General features: G+C 70.3%; 17 protein-coding genes. 6 read left to right on the top strand and 11 right to left on the bottom strand.

Going from position 1 to position 22,415, the window contains the following annotated elements; all coding sequences use genetic code 11:
- Positions 1–130 precede the first annotated feature (130 nt).
- Both E8A74_RS46505 and E8A74_RS46510 read right to left on the bottom strand, forming a co-directional pair.
- Positions 131–472: a DUF3634 family protein gene (locus E8A74_RS46505; RefSeq protein ID WP_170229897.1), complete on the bottom strand. Its 342-nt coding sequence runs from the start codon at positions 470–472 to the stop codon at positions 131–133.
- On the bottom strand, positions 424–2,004 hold the full coding sequence (locus E8A74_RS46510) for a serine/threonine-protein kinase (protein ID WP_136935621.1): 1,581 nt from the start codon (positions 2,002–2,004) through the stop codon (positions 424–426). Before E8A74_RS46510 ends, E8A74_RS46505 begins: the two co-directional genes overlap by 49 nt.
- A gap of 456 nt (positions 2,005–2,460) precedes the next feature.
- On the opposite strand from E8A74_RS46510, the gene E8A74_RS46515 reads away from it, so the two are divergent.
- A complete protein-coding gene (locus tag E8A74_RS46515; protein ID WP_136935622.1) occupies positions 2,461–2,847 on the top strand; it encodes a hypothetical protein in 387 nt (128 codons plus the stop codon).
- A 9-nt stretch (positions 2,848–2,856) separates the two neighbouring features.
- Here the strand turns inward: E8A74_RS46515 and E8A74_RS46520 are convergent, their stop codons facing one another.
- Positions 2,857–4,116 (bottom strand): MFS transporter, encoded by a 1,260-nt coding sequence (locus tag E8A74_RS46520; protein WP_136935623.1) that lies wholly within the window; start codon positions 4,114–4,116, stop codon positions 2,857–2,859.
- 186 nt (positions 4,117–4,302) lie between these two features.
- Between E8A74_RS46520 and E8A74_RS46525 the strand changes: the two genes are divergently transcribed.
- Positions 4,303–4,698, top strand: coding sequence for a c-type cytochrome (locus tag E8A74_RS46525; RefSeq protein WP_170229898.1), 396 nt, complete (start codon positions 4,303–4,305; stop codon positions 4,696–4,698).
- Between the two features lie 49 nt (positions 4,699–4,747).
- On the top strand, positions 4,748–5,764 hold the full coding sequence (locus E8A74_RS46530) for an alpha/beta hydrolase family protein (RefSeq protein ID WP_136935625.1): 1,017 nt from the start codon (positions 4,748–4,750) through the stop codon (positions 5,762–5,764).
- Here E8A74_RS46530 and E8A74_RS46535 read toward each other — a convergent pair.
- Positions 5,706–6,692, bottom strand: coding sequence for a DUF4846 domain-containing protein (locus E8A74_RS46535; protein ID WP_170229899.1), 987 nt, complete (start codon positions 6,690–6,692; stop codon positions 5,706–5,708). The genes E8A74_RS46530 and E8A74_RS46535 overlap by 59 nt on opposite strands.
- A gap of 331 nt (positions 6,693–7,023) precedes the next feature.
- Between E8A74_RS46535 and E8A74_RS46540 the strand changes: the two genes are divergently transcribed.
- Positions 7,024–7,581: a GNAT family N-acetyltransferase gene (locus tag E8A74_RS46540; RefSeq protein WP_136935627.1), complete on the top strand. Its 558-nt coding sequence runs from the start codon at positions 7,024–7,026 to the stop codon at positions 7,579–7,581.
- 90 nt (positions 7,582–7,671) lie between these two features.
- Here E8A74_RS46540 and E8A74_RS53495 read toward each other — a convergent pair whose 3' ends face one another.
- Both E8A74_RS53495 and E8A74_RS53500 read right to left on the bottom strand, forming a co-directional pair.
- Entirely contained in the window at positions 7,672–10,590 is a 2,919-nt protein-coding gene (locus E8A74_RS53495) for a hypothetical protein (protein WP_170229896.1), read from the bottom strand.
- A 118-nt stretch (positions 10,591–10,708) separates the two neighbouring features.
- Positions 10,709–12,001, bottom strand: a complete 1,293-nt coding sequence (locus E8A74_RS53500) for a hypothetical protein (protein WP_170229900.1) — start codon at positions 11,999–12,001, stop codon at positions 10,709–10,711.
- A 168-nt stretch (positions 12,002–12,169) separates the two neighbouring features.
- On the opposite strand from E8A74_RS53500, the gene E8A74_RS46555 reads away from it, so the two are divergent.
- A complete protein-coding gene (locus E8A74_RS46555; protein ID WP_170229901.1) occupies positions 12,170–14,911 on the top strand; it encodes a PAS domain-containing hybrid sensor histidine kinase/response regulator in 2,742 nt (913 codons plus the stop codon).
- Positions 14,912–15,284: 373 nt separating this feature from the next.
- On the opposite strand, the gene E8A74_RS46560 is transcribed toward E8A74_RS46555, so the two are convergent.
- The 3 genes from E8A74_RS46560 to E8A74_RS46570 are packed head-to-tail and all read right to left on the bottom strand — an operon-like array spanning position 15,285 to position 17,463.
- Complete coding sequence (locus E8A74_RS46560) at positions 15,285–15,995, bottom strand: hypothetical protein (protein ID WP_136935630.1); 711 nt, start codon at positions 15,993–15,995, stop codon at positions 15,285–15,287.
- The gene (locus E8A74_RS46565) at positions 15,992–16,942 is read right to left on the bottom strand and encodes a multinuclear nonheme iron-dependent oxidase (protein WP_211365621.1); all 951 of its coding nucleotides are present in this window, start codon (positions 16,940–16,942) and stop codon (positions 15,992–15,994) included. Before E8A74_RS46565 ends, E8A74_RS46560 begins: the two co-directional genes overlap by 4 nt.
- The gene (locus E8A74_RS46570; RefSeq protein ID WP_136935631.1) at positions 16,939–17,463 is read right to left on the bottom strand and encodes a hypothetical protein; all 525 of its coding nucleotides are present in this window, start codon (positions 17,461–17,463) and stop codon (positions 16,939–16,941) included. The genes E8A74_RS46565 and E8A74_RS46570 overlap by 4 nt, the downstream gene beginning before the upstream one ends.
- Before the next feature lie 211 nt (positions 17,464–17,674).
- On the opposite strand from E8A74_RS46570, the gene E8A74_RS46575 reads away from it, so the two are divergent.
- Complete coding sequence (locus E8A74_RS46575; RefSeq protein ID WP_170229902.1) at positions 17,675–20,131, top strand: thioredoxin domain-containing protein; 2,457 nt, start codon at positions 17,675–17,677, stop codon at positions 20,129–20,131.
- Between the two features lie 15 nt (positions 20,132–20,146).
- On the opposite strand, the gene E8A74_RS46580 is transcribed toward E8A74_RS46575, so the two are convergent.
- On the bottom strand, positions 20,147–20,944 hold the full coding sequence (locus E8A74_RS46580) for a hypothetical protein (protein WP_136935633.1): 798 nt from the start codon (positions 20,942–20,944) through the stop codon (positions 20,147–20,149).
- 5 nt (positions 20,945–20,949) lie between these two features.
- Positions 20,950–22,407: a hypothetical protein gene (locus E8A74_RS46585; RefSeq protein ID WP_136935634.1), complete on the bottom strand. Its 1,458-nt coding sequence runs from the start codon at positions 22,405–22,407 to the stop codon at positions 20,950–20,952.
- Positions 22,408–22,415: the final 8 nt, after the last annotated feature.

Consider the following 22,415-nt stretch of genomic DNA (forward strand, 5'->3'; position numbering starts at 1 on the left):
ACCGCGCCTCGCCCGGCGGAAGAGACGCCTCGGCCCGCGCCCGCGCCGCGAGGACGTCCGCCGCATCCGCGAGCGGCACCTCGTCCTGCTTGTGACCCGCGAGGTCCTTGACCGACGCGACGCCCCGCGCTCAGCGCGCCCCGCTGCGCTCCACGCGCCGCGCCGTGCGCAGACGGGCGACCGGGAAACGTCCGACCACGTTGCGGAGCTGCTGCGCCGTGGTCTCGTCGATCCCCTTTTCGGTGCGCACCACGACACGTCCGCCTTCGAGCCGCAGCACGATTGTCCCGGTCGCCCGGGATCGGCCGAGGACGTCCTCGATGTCGGCGGCGAGCTCTGCCGGCGCCCGGCCTGAGAGCCGCGCCACCTTTCCCGCTTGCGCCTCCACGACGAGCAACCGGCGCGTGCGCTCGACCGAGACGATCACGACCACGACGAACGCGACGAGCCCCAGGGCGACGAGCCAAGCCACGCGCCAGCATAGCAAGATTGCGCGCGTGTCGCCGCCCCCGGCCCGGCGGGCGCCGCGGCCCGCCGCGGCTTCATGCGGAGCAAGGCAAACCCCACGAGGGCGCCCACGAGCACGATCACGACGACCACGTAGATCCACGTCCGGGAAGGAGCCGCGGCCCGCGCCTTCTTCGGCGCGATCGGTCTCCCTGGCTCTTCCTTCACGTTGCGGATCGTGGCCTCCTCGGGCTCGGGCCCCGCGGCCGCTTCCTCCGCCTTCTTGTTCTGCGCCGCCGCGGCCGCCGCCGAGGCATTGAGCGCGGCCGTCGCCTTGGCGACATCCTCCGAGATCTCGGCCTGATCCCCGAAATCGGCCGAGTCGAAGATCGACGCCAACCGCTGCCCGCGCGACTCGGGCCCGACGAGCCCGCTCACGCTGCGCTTCAGCGTCATCGAGGGCGGCGCGCCGACGATCGTCGGCTCGCTGTCTGGCGAGACGAGCCTCGGGCTCCGCGCGGTCGTCGAAGGGAGGCGTCGCGCGAGCGCGAGCTCGGGCATCCGCGAGAGGACCGCCGTGGGCTCGTCGTCGCCGCCGCTCTGCGTCGTCTCGTCCTCGTCGGTCGAAGGCACGCTCCGGGCCTCGTGGGGCGCCGTGGAGGCGAGGCTGCCGGTGAGCTCGTGGTAGACCGCGCGCACCGCGGCTTGCATCTCGCGCGCGGTCTGGAAGCGGTCCTTCCGGTCGAAGGCGAGGGCGCGGTCGAGGAGCGCGACGAGGGCGCGGGGGGTGCCGGGCGAGACCGTCGCGAGCGAGGGCGCGGGCGTCGTGACGGCGGCGACGAGGGACTCCTGGGGCGTCAGGTTGCCGTGGACGAGTTGCCCCGTCAGCAAGGTGAACAGGGTGGCGCCGACCGCGTAGAGATCGGAGCGCTCGTCGACGAGCTCCCACTGCCCGCGGGCCTGCTCGGGCGGCATGAAGGCGGGCGTGCCGATGACGATGCCGTTCACCGTCAACGCCTTGCCGCGGGGGGCCTCGCGGAGCTTGGCCACGCCGAAATCGAGCATCTTGATCTGGCCGGTGCGGAGGAGGAAGACGTTCTCCGGCTTGAGATCGCGGTGCACGACGCCCTTCTCGTGGGCCGCGGCGAGCACGTCGAGGATCGGGTCGGCCATGGAGAGGACGTCCTCGAAGTCGAGGCTGCCGCCGCTTCGAAGGCGGCGCGCTTCGAGCGTCTCGCCGTCGAGCAGCTCCATGACGAGGAAGACGCAGCCGTCCTCGTCGACGTCGTCGTCGAGGATCGAGACCATGCCCGGGTGGCTCACGGCGTTGACGGCGTAGGCCTCGCGCAGGAAGCGGCTGCGGGCGTCGGCGATGGCGTTGAGCTCGGGGTGGATGATCTTGATGGCGACGCGTTTGCCCGTGCGGTGGGTCGCGGCGTAGACCGCGCCGAACCCGCCTGTCCCGAGCACGCTGTCGAGGCGCCACTTGTCCCGGAGCACGCGCCCCACGCGCTGTCGCGCGATCTGGGTCGCGATGCTCAGGGGGGCGCTGTCCATGCGGGCGCGGAGGGTACCAGAAGTCCCACGAAAGGGGGAACCGACCTCGGCGCGGTGAGCCCGGCGGCGTGCCCGGGGCGCTCGGGCGCGCGCCGCAAGTCCGCGCCGGCCGCCGCCCGCGCACCGCCCAGGGCCAAGCTGTTCTTCGTGCCAAACACGTGGCCCCCGCACCCCAAGTTTTTCCGTGGAACTTCCAAATCGAGCGAACCGTTCGAAAGAAAATCACGAAAGTACGCAACTGGAGTACACCTCCGGTCGATGGACGGGCGCGAGCCTCGGAGCGCGCACGAGCGGCGCGTGCGAGGACCGTTCCAGAAAAACCCGATCCGGTAGACGAGCACCATGAAACCTTCCCGTCCCCCCCGTCGTCCCCCGTTTCAAAACCCCTCCCCCCGGGGTTCGTCCGGACGTCCCACCCGCCTCCCCCCCCCCGATGCCGACGAGATCCGCGCCCTCGTGGCGAGCGTGAAGGAGAAGCTCGTCCACGCGGACGATTTCGGCGGGGTGATGGACGCGTTTTTCGAGCACCTCGGCACGGATCTTCGCTTCCTGACGAACGGCGTCCGCATCGACGAGCGGCCGCTCGTCGGCTCGCTCGTGCCCATGGCGGAGCAGATGGCGGGCCGGCCGCTCCGCCTGAAGGAGATGAAGCTGCTCCGGCTGCACGAGTACCGCCTGACGCATGGAATGCTGTATTTCGCGGGCTGGCTCGGCGTCGTCCTCCTTTTCGAGGACATCGGCACGGGCGTGCTCGCCATGAGCGAGTCGGACCTGCGCGGCCCGACGCTTTATGGGCGATTCAAGTTCGTGGCGTCGGAGCGGCCCGCCAAACCGCCGAACTGAGCGGCGCGTTCATCCCCGCTCGAGGGCGGTTTTCTCCAGGGAAAGCGGGGCCTCCGTCCGCCGGAGCGAGAGCGCGATCCAAACGACGAGCCCCGCCCCCGCCGCCATCGCCCCGATCGCCTGGACCGAGAAGGAGGCCTGGTACAGGAGCGCTGCGATCAGAGCGCCCACCACCATCGTCGTGGTGGTCGTGAGATCATCGATGCTCGAGAGCCGGCCGATCATCGCGTCGGGCGCGAGGCGCTGGAGGGACGCGCTCGTGAGCACCCAGTTGCTCCCGCCGCCCATCCCCCACACGAGCACGGCGACGAGCAAGAGCGCAGGCCAGGGCTGCACCAGCGAAGAGGCGACGATGCCCGCGAACGTGGTGAGCGTCGCCGCGTGCTCGAGCCCCCGCCCCGGATCACCGCCGCGCGTGAGGAGCGAGATGCCGAGCGGGCCGAGCCCCGTTCCCGCCCCTCGCACGGATTGCAAGATGCCGAGCGAAAGGGCCGCCGCGCCAAACGGCGCCGCCCGATCCGCGACGAGGTTCAACGTGACCCAGCCCATGCCCCCCGCGAGCGCCGCGGGCACCTTCGAGAAGACGGCCCGGAAGAGCGCCGGCCGCGCGCGTGCATGCCCAAGCGCAGCCCAGAGATCACGCGGCACGGCCCGGACGAGCCCCCAGACGCCGGTGGCCTGTGTCTCCCCGGCCCCCTCGGGCTTCAAGGAGGGCAGGCCCGAGGCGAGCGCCGCGGCGAGGAAAAACGAGAGGCTGTCCACGAGGATCGCGGGCACGGGCCCGAGCGCGGCGAGCAGGCCGCCGAGCGCCATGCCCGCGACGAACGTGATGCTCCACGTCCCCGAGACGATGGCGTTCGCCCGGAGGAGCTCCGGCGGCTCGACCGTGTGCCGGAGCGCCGCCGTCTCGGCCGGGACCATGAAGGCCGTGAACGCGGATCGCACGAGCACGAGCGCCTGCAGCGCGGCGAGCTCGCCCCGCGCGGCCGCGAGCACCATGGCGAGCGTGAAGGCGGCCTGGAGGAGCGGGATGCCGATGAGCAAGCGCCGCCGATCGAACCGGTCGGCGACGAACCCCGCGATGGGCGACAGGCACGCATGCGGGAGCGAATGCGCCGCGAAGACCCCCACGAGCGCGAACGCGCCTCCGCCGTGGTCCAGTGCCAGCCGGCTCACGGCGACGAACGCGAGCCAGTCGCCGACGAGCGAGATGGTCCCAGCCGCCCAGAGGCGACGGAACGCAGGGCGGCGACGGAGGAGGTCGAACATGCGGCAAGCATGGCAGCTTTCTCCGCATCCGCGCGTGGAGCGGGTCAGCGGATTGGCAGATGCTCAATCGACCAGCACGGCCCGCCTTCCGCCCTCACCCCTTCGTGCTAGCTTGCCGGCCGTCCTCGGGGCCCCTATCGAGGGCGAGCCTTCCGGCGGATGCCCGGGGCAGGCACGGGAGATCTGGTGGTTTTGTCACGACGGTATCGGCCTTTCCTGCTCCTCCTCGCGCTCGCCGCGCCCGGGGCGCTCACCGCGTGCAAGTCGAAGCCGGCGCCGCCGCGCGACGTGGCCGGCGGGGACGCGCAACGGGGGCGCGAGGCGATCAAGAAATACGCGTGTGGCGCCTGCCACCTCATCCCGGGCGTCGAAGGGGCGATCGGCAAGGAGTCACATCCGCTGTTCGGCTTCGCGAACCGGGGCGACATCGCGCACGTCGTGTCGAACACGCCCGACAACCTCATCAAGTGGATCCGGCGCCCCACGGATCTCGATCCACGCACGAAGATGCCGACCCTCGGCGTGAGCGAGCAGGAAGCGAAGGACATCGCGGCCTACCTCTACACGCTGAACGGCGAGTGAGCGCGGGCGCCCAAGGGGACACGCGGATCAGGTATCCTCGGCGGGCCGCATGACGAAGGCCCGCGCCCTCGCCGTCGCCACGTTCGCGCTCGCCGCCCTCGCCGGGGGTGCGGCCGAGGCAAACCCGCGCCGCCGGGTGGGATATCCCTGCCCCGGCTGCCTCTTCGATCCGCCGCCCGAGGGAGCGACGAAGGCGCCGCTGCTCGTGGTGTTGCATGGCGATGCGCCCGGCGGCAAGACGCCGCTCGTGGAGCGGGACGCCTCGCCGTTCGTCGCGGCCGCCGCCGCGCGGGGGGTTTCGCTCTTTGCGCCGATGTGCCCGAAAGCCGAGGGATGCCGGGTCGGGAGCTTCTGGCAATGGTCCGAGGGGGATCCTCCGGGGTGGATCGAGGCGCAGATCGACGCGATCGGCCGTGAGTACGCGATCGACGCGGATCGGGTGTGGATCGCGGGTTGGTCGGGGGGCGCGTCGTTCCTCGGGTGGAACTGGGCGCGGCTCGGGGCGCGATATGCGGCGGTGGTGTTCGTCGGCGGGGGCATTCCGCCGCGGGAGAGCGCGTGCGCGCCGGCGCCAACCCCGACATGCGCGCCGCCTGCGTATTTCCTGGTCGGCGACCGGAACCCGCTCCACCACCTCGCCCGGGGGCTGCACGAGCGCGTCGCCGCCTGCACGCGCGACGTGACGTGGGACCTCTTGCCCGGCAAGGATCACGGCGGCGAGTGGCGGGCGCTCGGCGCGAAAGGGAAAGCCGACAGCCTGCTCGATTGGCTCTCCGCGCGGCCGCGGGCCTGCAACACCGAGCCTGCCGCGCCGGAGCCTCCGCCTCCGCCCCCGCCGCCCCCTGCGTCGCCGCCGCCCCCGCCACCACCTCCGCAAGCGACGCCGCAAACGACCCCGCCGCCGGCTGCGCTTTGTGGATGTCGAATGGGCGAACGGCCCCCGGGGTACGAATGGGTCGCCTTTTCATCGGCCCTGGCGCTCCTCGGGGGCCGCCTTCGGCGTCGTTTTACTCGGGCAAACGGCGGAGCGAATCGAACGGGAAGGGATCCCAAAACGGGGTCGTGAGCGCGCCCGCGGCCTCGTCGAGGACGAACCACACGCGCGCGGGCTCGGGGCGGAGCACGTGGACGTTCTGCGCGGGGACGAAGCTCTGGCCGAGCAACACCGCGCGGCGCCCTGCCGCATCCTTTGCCATGTCGAGGACCAGGACGGTGTGGCCGAACGGCACGCCGGTCAGCACGAAAAAGTCCCCGGGGCGAAGCGCATCGAGGGCCACGCGCTCGCCGTCCCGCGCGAGGGCGCCCGTGTTGGTCCAGCCAAACACGTCGTCGAGCCAGGTCCGGAAGAGCGCGTGCGTCGCCTCGGCGCGCTTGGCCGATGGGACGAGCTCGATCCGATTGCCGTCCACGCGGATCCGCTGGCCCGAGACGTACCGCTGGAATTCGAGCTTCGTGCCGCTCGCCGTCCGGTAGGCGTGATCGCGCTGCCCGTGCGACCAGCGCCACTCCGCGTGCAGCCGGACGATCGCGTCGGCGCATTGCTGCAAATCCGCCTTCCCGACGTCGATGGCCACGACGGCGGCGACGTTCGGATGCCCGTCCGCGCGGATCTCGTCGCCGCGGTAGGACTTGACCGGCGTGCCCTTCGCGGCGAGCGGCAAGGTGCGCAGGAACGCGCCGAAGCCCTCGGGGGCGAGGGCCACGCGCGTAAAGCCGCGCGGGGGTGGAAACCGCTTTTCGAGCGTGTCGACCGGCGCCGGCATGCCCACGGCTCCCCCTTCGAGCCACGGGTACTGCGCGAATGCATCCGCCGCCGGCGGGCTCGCGGGGGACGCGCTCGCCGGCGCGCTGCCTTGGGCGCTCGCCGCGGGAAGCGCGCGGGCGGGCTCGGGACGCACGGCCGGGTCCTCCGCGTCGCGCCGAGGCTCCGCGCCCGGCGTCCCGAGCGCCGTGCATGCCGAGAGCGAGCCGAGAAGCGCGAGGGTCCACCGCATGGTCATCTCCTTCCGATCCGATCGTGCCCTCCACGTATCGAACGGGCGCTCGGAAGTGTGACGTGGTCTCACCCGCCCGGGCCCACGCGCCACATCACGGGGAGACAAAAAAACGAGCGCCTACTCTACGGCGGGGGGGGCGGCCGGAGCAGGCGCTCTGCCTGTAGAGATTGCACGGTCCGGGCCAACGTCGTTCATGTGTCGATCCGGGCATTTGGCGAGGGGTTCTTCCGGGCTGACTTTCAATCGTGCAAGCTCGCGCGTCGCGATCGTGCAACGCGCCGAGGCGCCGTTGCTAGGGTCACGGAAAGGTGAAAGCCTCCCGGCCCTCATGGTCTCGTTCACCCCGTTCCCGACCCTCGAAACACCCCGCCTCGTCCTGCGTGAGCTCGTCCCCGCCGACGCGGAGGCGATCTTCCGCATCCAGTCGAACCCCGAGGTGGTCCGGTACTTTGGCCGACCTGCGCACGCGACCCTCGCCGACACCGAGAAGCTCCTCGGGATCGTGTTCGACGCGCAACGCGACGTCACCGGCATCCGGTGGGGCCTCTCGCTCAAGGACAGCGGCGAGCTTTTGGGGACGTGCGGGTTCTGGCGCTGGAACAAGCCGCACCGCTGCGCGGAGGTCGGCTACGAGCTCGCGCCCGCGTTCTGGGGCCGCGGCCTGATGGTCGAGGCGCTCCGGCCGATCCTCCGCTACGGCTTCACGCAGATGGAGCTGCACCGGGTCGAAGCGGTCATCGACCCGAACAACCAGGCCTCGCGACGCGTCCTGGAGAAGCTCGGCTTCAAGCGCGACGCCCTCATGCGTGAGAACTGGTTCTCCGACGGCAAGTTCACGGACTCGGCGATCTACGGCCTGCTGGAGCAGGAGTTCCTCGTCGAGTGACCTCCCGAGGGGGTCGACACGTGGCGACACCCGCGGTCATGCGACCCACGCGCAGCCACCGCGTCGAGAGGGGACAGCGGGTGAGGCGTTCTACGCCTCGTCCTCGTCGTCGCCCTCGTCGTCGTCCTCCTCCTCGTCGTCGAGCTCGTCGTCTTGCGCGCCCTGCCGCCGCGCGTAGGCGCGCTCGTCCCGCTCGTCGAGCGCGGTGAGCAGGGCACGCGCGATCTTGGCTTGCGGGCCCCGCTGGTTTGCCTCGATCTCGGCGCGGATCTCCGGGCGTTCGAAGAGAGCCTGTGAGATCGCCGCGCGCGCCTCCGGCCTCTCGGCATAAAGCGCGAGCGCCATCCCGACCACCCGCGCCGACGCGAGCCGCGCGAGCTGGCTGCCCACCCACGCCGCGTCCGCCACCTTGGAGATCCGCCCCTCGTACTTCCCGAGCATCTCCTCGCCCGCGAGCGACACCAGGAACACGTCGGGCGCGGACGCAGCCGTCTTGCGATCGAGGAGTTTGTCCCGGACCCACGTCGGATCGTCGCCGGCGTGCGCGAGTTCGAGCTCGCACCGCGCGCTGCGCTCGGCTCCGGCGCGGCTGTGGAGCACGAGGTCGAGCATGCGCGGCGCCTCGCCCGTTTGTCCTTGCCGCCACGACGCCGCGAGCCGCTCGCGCAGCGGGCCCCGCGACCCTTCCACGCGACGCAGGACGAAGCCGAGCTCGAAGATCGCGCTCGCGAGCGCCGCCCTGTCGGAGGCCCACGCCTCCGGCGAGAGTTTTCCGAGGGCGGCGACGAACGCCTCGATCGTCTCGCGCCCGCCGACGAGCGCTTCCAGCAAGAGCACGAACTCCGTGCCCACGTGCGCGGGCACGCTCCACGGCCGCAGGACGAAGGTCTCCACGAGCTTCCGCGCCTCGGCCGCGTAGAGCATGCGCTCGTTCTTCGCCGCCGCGAGCACGCCGCGATCCCCGGTCACCCACTTGCGCTCGGCCAGGCCCGCGACGCGCGCCCACATGCACGCCGTCCGGCGCGGCCAGAACAGGCGCACGACGGGCGACGACGCGTTCGTGAGGTGCAGGATCGCCTGCTCCGCCTGCCCCTTCTTGTTCTGCGCCGCGCCGTGCAAGAGCCACACCCCGTGCGGAAAACCGCGCGCGATCGTGAGGCTCCAGTACGGCGTCACGCCGACGCCCGCGGCCGGCGTCTCCGGCTCGATCGGATCGTCGCCCTCGGACCATGCGTCGCCGCCCGCGTAGCTGCGGAGCTCCGCCGCGCCGGGGATCCAGCACTCGGGCCGCGCGTTCGCCGCGCCGGGCAGGCGCGTGATCTTGCGCCGCGCGCGCAGCGCCTCGACCATCGCCACGAGATCCATCGATCGTGACGCCGGCTCGCCCGCGGCGACGTACTGGAAATCGTCGAACGAGAAGAGCCGCGTCGCGCCTTGCGGGACCGCCGCGGCGACGCGCAGATCCCGGTCGGCGGCGAAGATCACGTCGCGATGCCGACGGCACAGATCCACGAGGAGCGCCTCGACCGGCGTCACGAGCCGGAGGCTCCCGCGCGTGGACTCCGGCAGCGCCGCGAACGCGCGCGGAAGGTGGTAACTCGCGCGCAGCGGATCGCCCTTCTGCCGCACTGCGGCGCGCTTGACGTGCACGATCATGTCGTCCGACGGGAGCGGCAGCGGCACGATGCGCGGGCCGTCGGAGCCCGTGGTGGGCCGGCCCTTCTCGTCGCGCTCGCCGAGCAGGACGATCTGGTTCGTGATGCCGTCGACGTAGTCGTCCGCGTCGATCTCCACGCTCTGGAGCTCGTCACGCGCCGCGTCGATGAGCTCGTCGTCGCGCGAGGATCGTTTGCCCGCGCCGGGCCCGTACGCCGAGAGCTCCCAGCCCGCGAGCGTGCCGGATCCCGGGTGGTGGAGGATCTGCTCGACGACGAGCACGTCGCCCTTCTGCGACGCGTACCCCGTGATCCGCATCGCCGCCGTCGTGTAGTTCGCGTTGTCCCAGATGGGCAGATCGAACCGGCGCGCGGCCTCGTCGAGCTCGGCGATGCTCCAGAGCGGACCCCGCGGCTCGTCGATCGCCTCGGCTTCGGCGAGCAGCCGCTCCACCTCCTCGGGCAAACGTGTCCGCGGCAGGTCGAACTGCTCGGCGAGCCGCTTGGCCGCTTCGGCGCCGAGCGCCGCCTCGATCGCCTCGCGCACCACGCCGCCGAGCGCCGCGGCGCGATCCCGCAAGAGCTCCGCCGCGCGCGGGTTCCCCTCGTCCGCGAGCGTCGCGAGCGCCCCGTACGCGTCCGGGTGCCGCGTCATCCACCGCCGCGCCATGTCGAGACCGTCGTCTTTCGTGGCGCCGTCGGCGCGGGCGTGCTCCTCGTCGTCGTCCTCGTCCGCGCCTGGATCGTCGTCGTCCTCGTCGTCCTCGTCGTCCTCGTCCTCGTCGCCGTCTTCGTCGTCCTCGTCCTCGGAAGGCGTGGACGTGTCCTCGGCGAGTTCAGGCTCGTCGGCCTCGATCTCGCTGCCCGCGACCGCGAGCTCCACGATCGATCGCGCGCGCAGCGCGACGTCGAGCGCCTCGCTTGATCCGATCGCGAGCAGGCACGGCACCACGCACCACGGCACGTTCACGAGCGCGCCGTCGCCATCGAGGCGGCTCTCGATCCAGGGCAGGATGGCGTCTCCGTAGCGATCGTGGAGCGCGGTGTTGTCGCGGCCGCGTACCTGGAACTCCCAGCGGATACGTTGGCCGTGCTTCACGAACTCGGCCGCGTCCTCGAGCGACAAGAGCGCCGCCCACACGCGGTCGCTCTCGAACACCATCGTCCCTGCGGCCGTACGGCCCTCCCCTTTGCGGAAGACCTCGGTCGACTCGATGAGGCGCCGCGCCTCGCTGAGCGACATGAGCCCACGGCCGTCGCGGCGGGACACACGCGCGTCCCGCATGGCGATGCTCACCGGCGAGGATGGATCGAACCACCGGGGCGCGGTCTTCGTGACGTGTTCCTTCTTCATCAACTTGCTCTGCGCGGGCCGATGCTAGCGAGGGCCCAAGCGTCTGGCTACCCTCGCCAACGGGCGGAGGCGGGAGCGGAAGCGGAAGCGGGAGCGCCGGTGGTCTCGGCGCTTCGCCTCACCCTGGCATCGCGTGCGCCAGGAGCCTGGCGCCGTCCTTGAAAATCACTTCGATTTTCGCGCCGTCCACGCGGCGCACGAGCCCACGTCCGAACTTCGTGTGGTCGACGAGGTCACCGGGGGCAAACCTCGCCGTCGTGCGGTACGGCGCCGCTTTCTCGTCCATCCGCCCGGCGAGCGCCTCCTTCCAGGCGCGCTCCTTCTGCTCGGCCGCGGTCTCCGCCGGCTTCGGCGGCGCGGGGTCGCGGAGCGGATCCCAGCCGTTCGCGTACCGCAACATCGAAGCGGCGAGCGCCGGATGCGCGGCGGCCCAGCGATCATCGAACAGGATCCACTGCTCGTAGCCGAACGCGCTCGACGTGTGCGGGCAGAAGAGCGCCGCGTGCTTGCCCACCTGCACGAGGGCCTTCTCGGGATCTCCGGTCCCCTCGAACGCCGTCCCCACCTTGGAAAACTCGCCCTCCGCGTTCTGGTGCGCGCCCACGCCGAGGAGCGTGTGGTTCGTCTCGGTGACGACCTCGCGCAGCGGATAGGCCGCACATTTCGCGAGCGCCGGCGCGATCGAGATCTGGCCCGGCTCGATCATCGCCCGCAGGAGCCGGAGCTCCACCGGCCACGTGTCGAGCCACTCCTTCGACCACGACGCCGGCTTCTTCGCCGGCACCACGGTGCGCAGGTGCGACGCGAGATCGGGCAGCCGCACGCCGGGGATCGCCACGGCGCAGCCCGGGATCGAATCGCCGTCGTACGACGTGAGCAGACAGACGTACGTCGTCCCCTCGCCTTCCCCACGCGGCAGGACGGGCTCCGGCTCGAAGGGCGGCGTGAACGGGCCGTCCGCGTCGCCCTCCGGCAGCTTCGGCTCCTCGTGAAGCAGAAAGGACACGCGCTCGGGTTGCGTGCGCGCGACCTCGTCATCGAAGAAGAAGTACGCGAGCTCGACCTCGTCGTCGTCCGTCAACACGCGGAGCGAGTGCGCGTCGATGCGCAGGTGCCCCGCGTCGCCCTCGACGTAGAGGTGCTTGCGGAGGATCGTCTCGAGCTCGGCCGTCGACTTCGGCGCAAGGAGCCCGTGCTCCTTCACGGCCTCAAACACCGTGCCGAACCCGTACACGTAGCCGCCGAGCTCGGCCTCATAGACGCTCTGCGGGTCCTCGGCCTTCTTGGCGTCGCTCATCTTCTCCGAGAACCACGCGAGGATCGAAGGCGCGTCGAGGCGCCGAACGCGGCGCGAGAGCGGCCCTTCGTAGTGCGATCGATACACGAACCAGATCCCAGGTGCCTCGCTCACGCGCCACCGACTCCTTCCTCGGCCTCCCCAGAGAACGCGCAGTTTGCCCCGATGCGCGGCGAACGTGAAGGGGCAAGCCGGCCATGCCCGAGGCGCACGGGCAGCCGCCGCGCCGCGGGCGCGCCGGCTTGCGATCGTACCCGCGCGGCACCACGTGCCGATGGACCCATGGCCGAGCCTCGTGCTGGTGCTGCCCTCCCAGAGGGCCGATGTCGACGCCTCCTCGACAGCTTGCCCGGGCTCGTCTGGGCGTGCCGGGCGGACGGCACATGCGACTTCGCGAGCAGCTCGTGGATCACGTACACCGGCGTCCCCGCGTCGGAGCTCCACGGCCTCGGCTGGCAGCGCGTGCTGCACCCCGACGACCAAGCACGCGCCGCTCGGGCGTGGAGACACGCGCTCGCCTCGGCCGGACGGTTCGCGGTCGAGGCGCGCATCCGCCGGCACGACGGCGGGTATCGCTGGTTCTCGATCCGCAGCGCGCCGAGCCTCGACGACCGCGGCGCCGTCGTCGACTGGTCCGGCATCGCCGTCGACATCCACGAGCAGCACGAGCACGCGCGCAACGACTCCCAGGATCTCGCGCGTGCCTTCGATGTGCTCGATCGCGGCGACGCCTGCTTCGTGCTCGATCACGACTTCCGCTTCGTCTTCGTCAACCCGCGCCAGGAGCACCTGAGCCAGAAGCCGCGCAGCGAGACGCTCGGCCGGAGCCTCTGGGAGGTCTACCCTTCCCTCGCGGGCCCGCACTCGCGTTACTTCCGCGAGTACAACCGCGTCATGCGCGAGCGCGTGCCCGCCGAGTTCGACGAGCACTACGCGCCGCTCGATCTCTGGACACACGTGAACGTGTACCCGACGAAGGAGGGCGGCATCGCGGTCTTTTTCCGCGACGTCACGGCGCGCAAGCGGATCGAGGAGGAGCGCCGGCATCTCGTCGCGGCGCTCCGCGAGACCGCGGCCCGCGCCGACCACAGCCGCGCGCAGCTCGAAGCCATCTTCCAGGCGATCCCGGACGGCGTCGTCGTGTTCGACATGCAGGGCAACGTGGTCCTCGTGAACAGCGCGGAGGCGACGAAGTACGCCTTGACGAGCGCCAAGCAGATCTGCGTCGCGCACTTCGCCGAGCGCTACGAGCTCACCGATCTCGACGGCCGCGTGCTCCCCGTCGACGAATGGCCGGTCTACCGCGCGCTGCGGGGCGAGTCCTTCGCGGGCTGGCAGCTCCACACGAGGCGCCTCGACACGGGGCAGGCGTGGATCTTCAACTTCAGCGGCGAGCCCGTGCGGGACGAGCAGGGCCAGCAGGTCCTCGCGGTCGTGGTCAAGCGCGACGTCACCGAGCACAGGCGAGCCGAGGAGGCGCTCCGGCAGAGCGAGGAGCAGTACCGCGCGTTCTTCGAGACGGGGATCGTCGGCATGGGCCAGGTAGATCCCGCGACGGGCCGGATCCTGCGCGTGAACGATCGGTATTGCGACATCACCGGCTACAGCCGCGAGGAGCTGCTCTCGGGCACGGTGCACGACATGACGCACCCCGACGATCGCCAGGCGGACTGGGAGAAGTACTGCCGCATGGTGCGCGGCGAGGTCGACGAGTACTGCGCGGAGAAGCGCTACATCTGCAAGGACGGGCGGCTCATCTGGGTGCACGTCGCGGCGCGGCTGATCCGCGACGCCGCGGGTGCGCCGGTCCGCAGCGTGGGCATCATGCAGGACATCACGCAGCGCAAGGAGGCCGAGCAAGCGCTGCGCGAGAGCGAGGCCGCGCTGCGCGAGGCGGATCGGCGCAAGGACGAGTTCCTGGCGATGCTCTCGCACGAGCTCCGCAACCCGCTCGCGCCCATCCGCAACGGCCTCTACATCCTGGAGCGGGCTCCGCCGGGAGGCCCGCAGGCGCGGCGCGCGCATGCGGCGATCGAGCGACAGGTCACGCACATGACGCGGCTCATCGACGATCTGCTCGACGTGACGCGTATCTCGCGCGGCAAGATCCAGCTCCAGCGCGAGCGGGTCGAGCTCGGCGAGCTCCTGCATCGCCTCGCCGAGGATCTCGGGCCGAGCTTCGATCAGGCGGGCGTGAAGCTCGAGGTCGACGTGGGGCCGGAGCCGCTCTCGGTCGACGGCGATCCGACGCGGCTCGCGCAGATCGTGGGCAACCTGCTGGCGAACGCGGCGAAGTTCACGCCGCGGGGCGGGCACGCGCTGCTCTCGGCGAAGCGCGAGGGGGGCCTAGCCGTCGTGCGCGTACGGGACGACGGCGCGGGCATCCCACAGGAGACGCTGCCGCACGTGTTCGAGCCCTTCGTGCAGGCGGATTGCACGCTCGATCGGAGCCGCGGGGGGCTCGGGCTCGGGCTCTCGCTGGTGAAGGGCCTCTGCGAGATGCACGGCGGGACGGTGACGGCCGAGAGCGCGGGGCGCGGACAAGGCGCGCAGTTCACGGTGCGGCTGCCGCTCGCTCCGGCCGTCGCGTGGAGCCGGGCCGCGGCGCCGACGGCTGCGCCGCGGGAGCTGCCGCGGCGGGTCCTCGTCATCGAGGACAACGTGGACGCGGCCGAGACGCTGCGCGACGCGCTGGGGATGGGCGACCACGTGGTGGAGGTGGCGTTCGCGGGGCCCGAGGGAATCGAGAAAGCGCGGCGCTTCGAGCCGGACGTGGTGCTCTGCGACATCGGCTTGCCGGGCATGGATGGGTATGGCGTGGCGCGGACGATACGCGCGGATCCGAAGCTGCGATCGGTCTACCTGGTGGCGCTGAGCGGGTATGCCTTGCAGGAGGACGTGGAGCGCTCGAGGCAAGCGGGCTTCGACAGGCACATGGCGAAGCCGCCAAGCCTCTCGGCGCTGGAGAAGATGCTGGCCGAAGTGGGGAGCGGGAAGCTGAAGGAGGCCGCGGGGACGGGATGACCGGGCGCGAGAGGCTGTGCCCTTGACGCGAGCGCCCCCGCCCTTGCGGAACACGCCCCCGCCCTTGCGGAACACGCCCCCGCCCCTGGCGCGAGCGACCTCGCCCTTGCGGGACACGACCTCGCCCTTGCGGGACACGACCTCGCCCTTGCGGGACACGACCTCGCCCTTGCGGGACACGACCCCGCCCTTGCGGGACACGACCCCGCCCTTGCGGGACACGACCCCGCCCTTGCGGGACACGACCCCGCCCTTGCGGGACACGACCCCGCCCTTGGCGCGAGCGACCTCGCCCTTGCGGAACACGCCTCCGCCCTTGCGGAACACGCCTCCGCCCTTGGCGCGAGCGACCCCACCCTTGTGGAACCGCGGCTCAGCGGCCGAGCCCAAGCTGCGCGAGCTGCGCGAGCGACGCTTGCAGCACCGGCGTCGCGACGTGATGCTTGCGCGCGATCTCGACGGGGTCCTCGGCTGAGAGCAGCAGCTCCGCGAGGAAGGGCGTGATCGGCCCGAGGACGAGCTTTCCGCGCGCGGCGGCGTAGAGCGTGGGCCCGGCCCGCTCGCCCACCGCGAAAAACCCCCCGGGGACGACACGAATCTCCCCCGGGAGGGTGAAATCCGGCTGCGGGCTCATCACGAGCGCCTTCATCATCGCCGTGAGAAACTCCGCCTCCAGGATCGCGCCATCGCCGATCCCGCGCGCGTCGCAGAATCGAAAGAATGCCTCTTCCAGGCAAACGCCGGGACCCGCGTGGGAATACGCGCGATACGCCTCGAAGGCTGGAGATTCCAGGAACGACGACATCAATGCATCGAGTTCGTGATCCTCGGGATGCGTGGCTCTCCACGCGTCCAGGGTGCGTGCATAGATCGTGAGGAGCCCGCCGCTCCCCCGATGTTTTCGCTGCACGACATCCGCGCGCACGCGCTCGGCCGTCCTTCGAAGCTGCTCGGGATCGATGGAACGGAGCGCGCGCAGATCGCCTTCCGACACGTCGAGCTCGTCCACGCGCCCCTCGAAAAATGCTTCCCGGTACGAGCGATGATGCAGAAGCCGGTCGAGCGCCTGATCGAGCGAGATCATGAGAGCCAGAGGTCCACGGCGGCGCGGAGGCGCTCGAAGCTCGTGACGGTCTCGGGGGCGAGCCGCCCTTCGGCGTCGAGCCGCGGATCTTCGTAGGTGATCGCGGACAGGTTCGGACAGAGCGGAAGGAGGCGGCGAAGGAGCTCGAGCTGCTCGTCGAGCAGCACGCCGTGGTGGTGATCCATGAAGGAATCGCCGTCGATCGCGCAGCCCGAGAGGTGAATCTCGAAGCAATGGTCGAGCGGCAACCGTTCGAGCTCCCCGAACAGCGCCTCGCCTCGCTTGCCGAGCAGCCATTGGTAAGAAAGGAGGTGGCCCACGTCGAGCGTGGCCGGCGACCTCGTCTCCTCGACGACCGCCCGGAAAAAATCATACGCGTGCATGTGGCCAATGAAAAAGCTCGTCCCGTCCGAGAATCCGGGGAACTCCACGAAGAGCGGCGCCAGGAGCTTCCCTTGCACCTCGGCCGTGTTCCGGATGGCGGCGTCGAGCCCGGCGGGCGTGAGATACGGCGGCAGCGGATACGGCAAGGGCCTGCCGTGCAGCGACCAGAGGCCGAGATCCTCGTTCACCCACGCGAAGTGGTAGCGCTCGACGAGCGCGTTCGTGAAATCGAGGATCCGGCCGCGATCGTAGGCTTCGAGCGCGCCCAGGCTGAACGTCGTCTGGTGGAGGGCGCGCACGGAGAACGCTGGCGTACGGGCGAACAGGTCGTCGTAGGCGCCAAAGTACTCGCGTGGATCGAGGCGATTTCGGCTCCGGGGCTGGAACGACGTGAAGAGATACCGAAAGGCCCCGGCATGGGACGACAAGAACTGTACGACGGGATCCGTCACGTGATCCCCGCGGCTGGGATCGTGGGCGAACCCGACGGGCGCGCCCCACGGGAGATCCATTCCGACGCCCAGCCCGAGGCGCCCGTTCACCTCGGGGAAACGGGCCCTCACAGATCCTTGGCCGCGTTCACGATGCTGGCGAGCTTCCCCGCGCGCTCGCAGGTGAGGGCCTTGGACGCCTGGGCATCGTCCGGGCAGGGGTGCCCGTAACAATTCGTGCTGTTCTTGGGCTCGTCCTTGATCAGCCCCCGGACCTCCAAGATCCCGAGCGCGTTCAGCGCGGCGAGGTTCTTTTCGATGGTCGCCTCGTCGCAGGCGTCCGGGGCGGGGGTCTTCGCGGCGGACTCGGCGACGTCGGCCAATTTGTCCACGCGCAACGCGGCGATCTGGCGATGCTTGCAGACCGAGTAACAATGGCCAGAATGCCCAGGCATCTCGAAGTTGACGTGACCCACGTCGAAGACCGCGAGCGCGCGCAGGCGGGCCATGTTCTCATCCAGCGACATGAGGGCGGCGTTGCCCGCCGCCGGCTCGGGCTCGGCTACGGTATCCGTCGGGTGACTGGAAGACGACCCGGCACAGCCGGCGACCGCGCCGACCGCTCCAGCGACGAGGGCAATTTTCAATTCCACGGAAGCTCCTTGGCGACAGGGCGCGCTGCGGCCCGTTGGGGTTCCCTCATATAGAACGTGTTCCGATTTGCGTCACGTGTTCTTCGGCCGCCGCGCCCCGTCCGCCGCCGCGACCGCCTCATTTCCTCCTTCGCTCGGAGCGACCAAGGCCTTCCCCGTCCGGCCGTCGTGGCGTACTCTCCCGCGCCCGATGCCCGATGGAGGAGCCACGATGAACCACGCACGGGGACGGCGCCGCACGGCCTTCCTTTCGACGGTCCTGTTCTTGCTCGCCGCTTGTGCGCCCCCGCCTCCCGTGCAGCCGGCGGTGAACGTGAGCCAGGACGAACCGCGCCGCCCTCTCCTCGTGCCCGAGGCGGGCAACGAGGGCGCGGCCGAGGGCGCAGCCGCGTTCCCCGACCCCGGGACGGCCATCCCCGTCGGGCCCGACGCCCCCGCCTGGGGAAACCCGCTCGCCCCCGTCACCCTGGTCATCTGGGGCGATTTCGAGTGCCCCTTCACGTCGCGGCTGATGGCCACGCTGGCGCTCCTGCAGCAGCAGTACGGTCCCGACAAATTGCGGGTCGTCTGGAGACACAACCCGCTCCCGTTCCACAAGAATGCGCGTCCCGCGCACCTCGCGGCCGAGACGGTGCTGCGGCTCGGAGGCGTGAACGCATTCTGGAAGTTTCACGCCCTCGCGTTCCGGAACCAGCGCTCCCTCGACGTCCCCTCCTTCAACGACTGGGCGGCGCAAAGCGGCATCGATCCCTGGGCCTTCCAGGCCGCCTTCGACCAGCAGCGCTTCGCCGCGAACGTGGACGCGGACATCACGTTCGGCAAAAAGGTCGGCGTCCTGGGGACGCCGGCCTCGTTCGTCAATGGCATCTTCCTCGCCGGCGCTCAGCCCATCACGAAATTCCAGGAGACCATCGACGCCGAGCTCGAAGAGGCCGCCGCGCTCCGGCGCGAGGGCACTCCCCCCGAGCGCGTCTATGCCGAGCTCTCCGAGCGAAACCACAAGGAAGCGCCGCCGCCCACGCCGCCACCCCCTCCGCCGGTGGACTCGGACACGGTCTGGAAGATGCCGCTCGACGGCTCGCCCGCGCGCGGCAAACCGACCGCGCTCGTGACGATGGTCATGTTCGGCGATTTCCAGTGCCCCTTCTGCAAACGATCCCTCGCGACGATCACCGAGCTCGAAGCCAAGTACGGCGACAAACTGCGCCTGGTGTTCAAGCACAACCCCCTGCCCATACATCCGCGCGCCGAGGCAGCCGCCGAGCTCGCCATCGAGGCCGGCGTGCAGAAGGGAGAGGCCGCCTTCTGGAAGGCCTTCCAGGCGCTCTTCGACACCCAGGATCGCCTCGCGGACCCTGAGCTCGAGAACCTCGCGCTCGCCCTCGGCCTCGACGTGAAGCGCGTGAAAAAGGCGATCACGTCGCACACGCATGCCGCGCGCATCGAGCGTGATATGGACCTGGCCGAAGACTTCAAGGTGATGGGCACGCCGCATTTCTTCATCAATGGCAGGCGCCTCATCGGCGCGCAGCGCCGCGAGCAATTCGAAGCCATCATCGACGAAGAGATCACGAAGGCCGGAAAGCTCCTCGCTTCGGGGACGCCGGCCGCGAACATCTACGATGCCCTCCTGAAAGACGCGAAGAGCCCCGCGCCCGTGGAGCGAATCCTCGCCCCCGCGCCCACGAAGGACCAGCCGGGCAAAGGCGCGCCGGCCGGCGCCGCGGTCACCGTTCAGATGTTCGCGGACTTCCAGTGCCCCTTCAGCAAGCGCGTGCAGGCGGACATCGATCAGCTCCTCGCCGCCTTTCCGGGCAAGATCCGCGTTGTCTGGCGGCATTTGCCCCTCTCCTTCCACAAGCAGGCGCAGCTCGCCGCCGAGGCCTCCGTCGAGGCCTACCGGCAAAAAGGCGAGGCCGGCTTCTGGGCCTTCTCGGCGCGCCTCTGGGAGGACCAATCGGAGCAGGGCTTGAGCCGCCCGGCCATCGAGCGCAAAGCCGCCGAGGCGGGGCTCGACGTGACGAAGCTCTCGGCGGCGCTCGACGCGCGCACACACTGGAAGGTGGTCCAGGCCGATCTCGAGCTGGCCGAACGGCTGAAGATCATGGGCACGCCGGCCTTCGTCATCAACGATTATTTCGTCGGCGGCGCGCAACCTCTTCACAACTTCAAGCGGATCGTCACGAGGGCCCTGAAGTCGAAAGAGCCGATCGCCTCCGGCACGCTGAAGGCCGACGCCCGGCAGCTCGTGCCCCTCGTGGCGACGTCGCCGCCGCCGCTGAGCCCGCCGCCCTCCCCGGCTCCGCCCGCGCCCGCGCCCGCGCCCTCCGCGGTGACGCCCGCGGGGCACATGGGCGCAAAGCACCTGGTCGTGATGTACGCGGGCTCGAAGCGCGCGCCTGCGCACATCACGCGCAGCCGGAGCGAGGCGCTCGCGCGCGCGGAAGAGGCGCGCCTGCGATTGCAGGCGGGGGCGAGCTTCAACGACGTCGTCACGCATTACAGCGACGAGCCCAACGCCGGGCAACGCGGGGGCGACCTCGGCACATTCCCAAAGGGCGCGATGGTCCGCGAATTCGAGGACGCCGTGCTCAACCTCGGCGTGGGCGAGACGAGCGGCGTCGTGGAGTCGCCGTTCGGATTCCACATCATCGTGCGGACGCAGTAGCCGCTCGTTTCGGTCTTACGTCCACACGCGGGAGATCGCCGTGCCGTTCACCCTGCCGGTGCGCGCGTCGATGCCCGCCTGGACGAACAGGCCGGTGATGCTGTCGAGAATCGGATACTCGTGGAAGTACAGCCCCGTGCTCTGCGTCCACAGGAGCGGCTCGACGCGCAGGAGCTGGTGGCCTTTGATGTCGAGCGGGTAATCGCCTTCGCCTCGTAAGGCGTGGACACGGCCCCAGGCGTCGCTTTTCCAGGTGTAATACCAGGTGAGACCACCGCTGTCCGGGATCGGGAAATCGATGTATCCTTCCTCGCGCTTGTCGATGGGGAAGTGCTGTTTCTTCGCGTAGCTCCGGAGGAACGCCGAGCTGCCGAGCCAATGCAGCAGGGTCTCGTGGAGCGAATCGCCCACGAGCGGCAGCTCGAAGTGGTCGAACTCCGCATCCCCCTCGTCGCTCGGGTTGCGCACGGTAAAACCGTGGCGCTGGAGCGCCCGCACGAGGTCGCTGAAGGAGCGAATCTCCTGGTGAAACAAGGGCAGGATCGCCGAGGCCTTCACGATCGCGGCGGACGGGTACTTCGCGCGCGCCTTCTGCGGGGCCGCCGGGCCGCCATGGAGGATGACGTCCGCGGTCGCCATCAGCTTGTTCGTCACGCCCTTCGCGCCCAGCCCATACAACATGGTGCGAGAAAGCTCGTAATCGTCCACGTCGACGACGTAGACGCTCTTGCCCGCCACGCCATTGGGGATGTTCGCGGCGGGCTCGCCGGCGCCTGCGTGCAAGGCGGTCGGATGTTTCTTCAGAGGAAGCATGGGGCTCATTTCCCGTCTTTGATCTCGATGACGCGCGGTTTCTCCGGTGCGTGGCAAATCAAGATCGGGTTCTCGTCCTGCATCGTGGCCTTCACGTGCGAGATGAGGGCCTCCCCCTGCGCCTGGTTCTTCACCTCGACGCCGAGCCGCCGCCCGCCCTCGGAAAACTCGACCAATCGAATGTCGGCGACGCCGGGGAAGGTGGCGAGGGCCTTGCGGGTCCCCGGGAACGTGAAGTTGTTCGCGTTCCCAGGTTTCACGTCGTAGAGATACACGAGCGGCGTCTTGCACCCCTCCGCGAACGACCAGCCTTTCCCCTCGCGGACCCGATACACCTTGCCCTCGGCGGAGGCCCACATCGCGTCGCCGTCGACGACCATCGTGCGGAAGATCATGGGCCAGGAGAGCTTTCCGACCTCCACCCATTGGCCGCCCTCCCATCGCTCGAGCGAGGGCCCCGCGACCACGTGCAAGACGCCGCTCGTCGAGACGAACGCGAGCGTCGGCGGCGCCGCGGTCCGGGGCAGCGCCGTGAGCTCGCCGCCTTTGAGCTGGAGAATCGGGTTGTTTTTCCCCGCATACAGCCAAACCTCGTCCTTGCCGCCGAGGAGCTTCGGCCACCAGCCGATGTCCTTCACCAGAGGCCGGACATCGATGAACCGCGATTTCGTCGCGTCCGCATCCCACACCTCCAGCGCCGGCCCCCGCGTGTGGCACATCTGGCCGACGGCGACGAGCACGCCCGATTTCGAGGCGGCGATCGTGTCCGCCCATATCGCGGGGCGAATCGGCATGAACTCGCTGGGCTCGACCTCCCCCGGCTTGCACCCCGCCTCCGTGGGCATCTGCTGCTTCCGATCGAGCTTGGGCCCGCGCACAGTCGAGAAAAAGATCCCGTCCCCATACGCGTAGGACCATCCCAGGAGCAGGACCGATTCTCCGATCCGGGCGATGCCGTTGAGCGCGGCCGGGCCACCGCCCAAGGCGAAGGATTTGCGGGTTCCCTTTCCGGTCAGCGGCATGTACGAGGGCACCGGCGCCCGCATGCTGTCGCTGCGATAAAGCACGTCGATCGCGTCGGGCCAGCGGCCTTGCACGGAATCGATGACCGTCGCCTGCGGCCCGCCAATCTCGGGCGGGATCGTCTCCTTCAGCCATTCGACGCCGTCGCCCGCAATCCGGCCGACGCGTTGCTTGTGCGTGACGACGATCGCGCCCTCGACGTCGAACACGGCCTCCGGCTTGCTGCCGCCCGCGGGCGCGAATTCTTCGAGGACGAGCGTGGGCACGGCCTTCGGCCCCGCAGGCTGCGCCGAGGCCGCGCTCGCGCTCGGGGCCACGCTCGCCGCAGCTTTCGGCGGATCCTGCTGGGGCGGCGGGGGATCGCTCTTCTTGCACGACGCGACGCAAGCGAGCATCACGACGAGCGGGAACAGGACAGGAAAACGGGCGGTCCTCTGCATGGGCCGCC

It is taken from the genome of Polyangium fumosum (genome assembly GCF_005144585.1).
Classification (GTDB): domain Bacteria; phylum Myxococcota_A; class Polyangia; order Polyangiales; family Polyangiaceae; genus Polyangium; species Polyangium fumosum.

Bases quoted from the DNA above. Each gene is read 5' to 3' on its own strand.
- E8A74_RS46510 (WP_136935621.1), bottom strand. From the start codon at position 2,004: ATGGACAGCGCCCCCCTGAGCATCGCGACCCAGATCGCGCGACAGCGC.
- E8A74_RS46520 (WP_136935623.1), bottom strand. From the start codon at position 4,116: ATGTTCGACCTCCTCCGTCGCCGCCCTGCGTTCCGTCGCCTCTGGGCG.
- E8A74_RS46530 (WP_136935625.1), top strand. From the start codon at position 4,748: ATGACGAAGGCCCGCGCCCTCGCCGTCGCCACGTTCGCGCTCGCCGCC.
- E8A74_RS46535 (WP_170229899.1), bottom strand. From the start codon at position 6,692: ATGCGGTGGACCCTCGCGCTTCTCGGCTCGCTCTCGGCATGCACGGCG.
- E8A74_RS46540 (WP_136935627.1), top strand. From the start codon at position 7,024: ATGGTCTCGTTCACCCCGTTCCCGACCCTCGAAACACCCCGCCTCGTC.
- E8A74_RS53495 (WP_170229896.1), bottom strand. From the start codon at position 10,590: ATGAAGAAGGAACACGTCACGAAGACCGCGCCCCGGTGGTTCGATCCA.
- E8A74_RS46555 (WP_170229901.1), top strand. From the start codon at position 12,170: ATGGCCGAGCCTCGTGCTGGTGCTGCCCTCCCAGAGGGCCGATGTCGA.
- E8A74_RS46560 (WP_136935630.1), bottom strand. From the start codon at position 15,995: ATGATCTCGCTCGATCAGGCGCTCGACCGGCTTCTGCATCATCGCTCG.
- E8A74_RS46575 (WP_170229902.1), top strand. From the start codon at position 17,675: ATGAACCACGCACGGGGACGGCGCCGCACGGCCTTCCTTTCGACGGTC.
- E8A74_RS46580 (WP_136935633.1), bottom strand. From the start codon at position 20,944: ATGCTTCCTCTGAAGAAACATCCGACCGCCTTGCACGCAGGCGCCGGC.
- E8A74_RS46585 (WP_136935634.1), bottom strand. From the start codon at position 22,407: ATGCAGAGGACCGCCCGTTTTCCTGTCCTGTTCCCGCTCGTCGTGATG.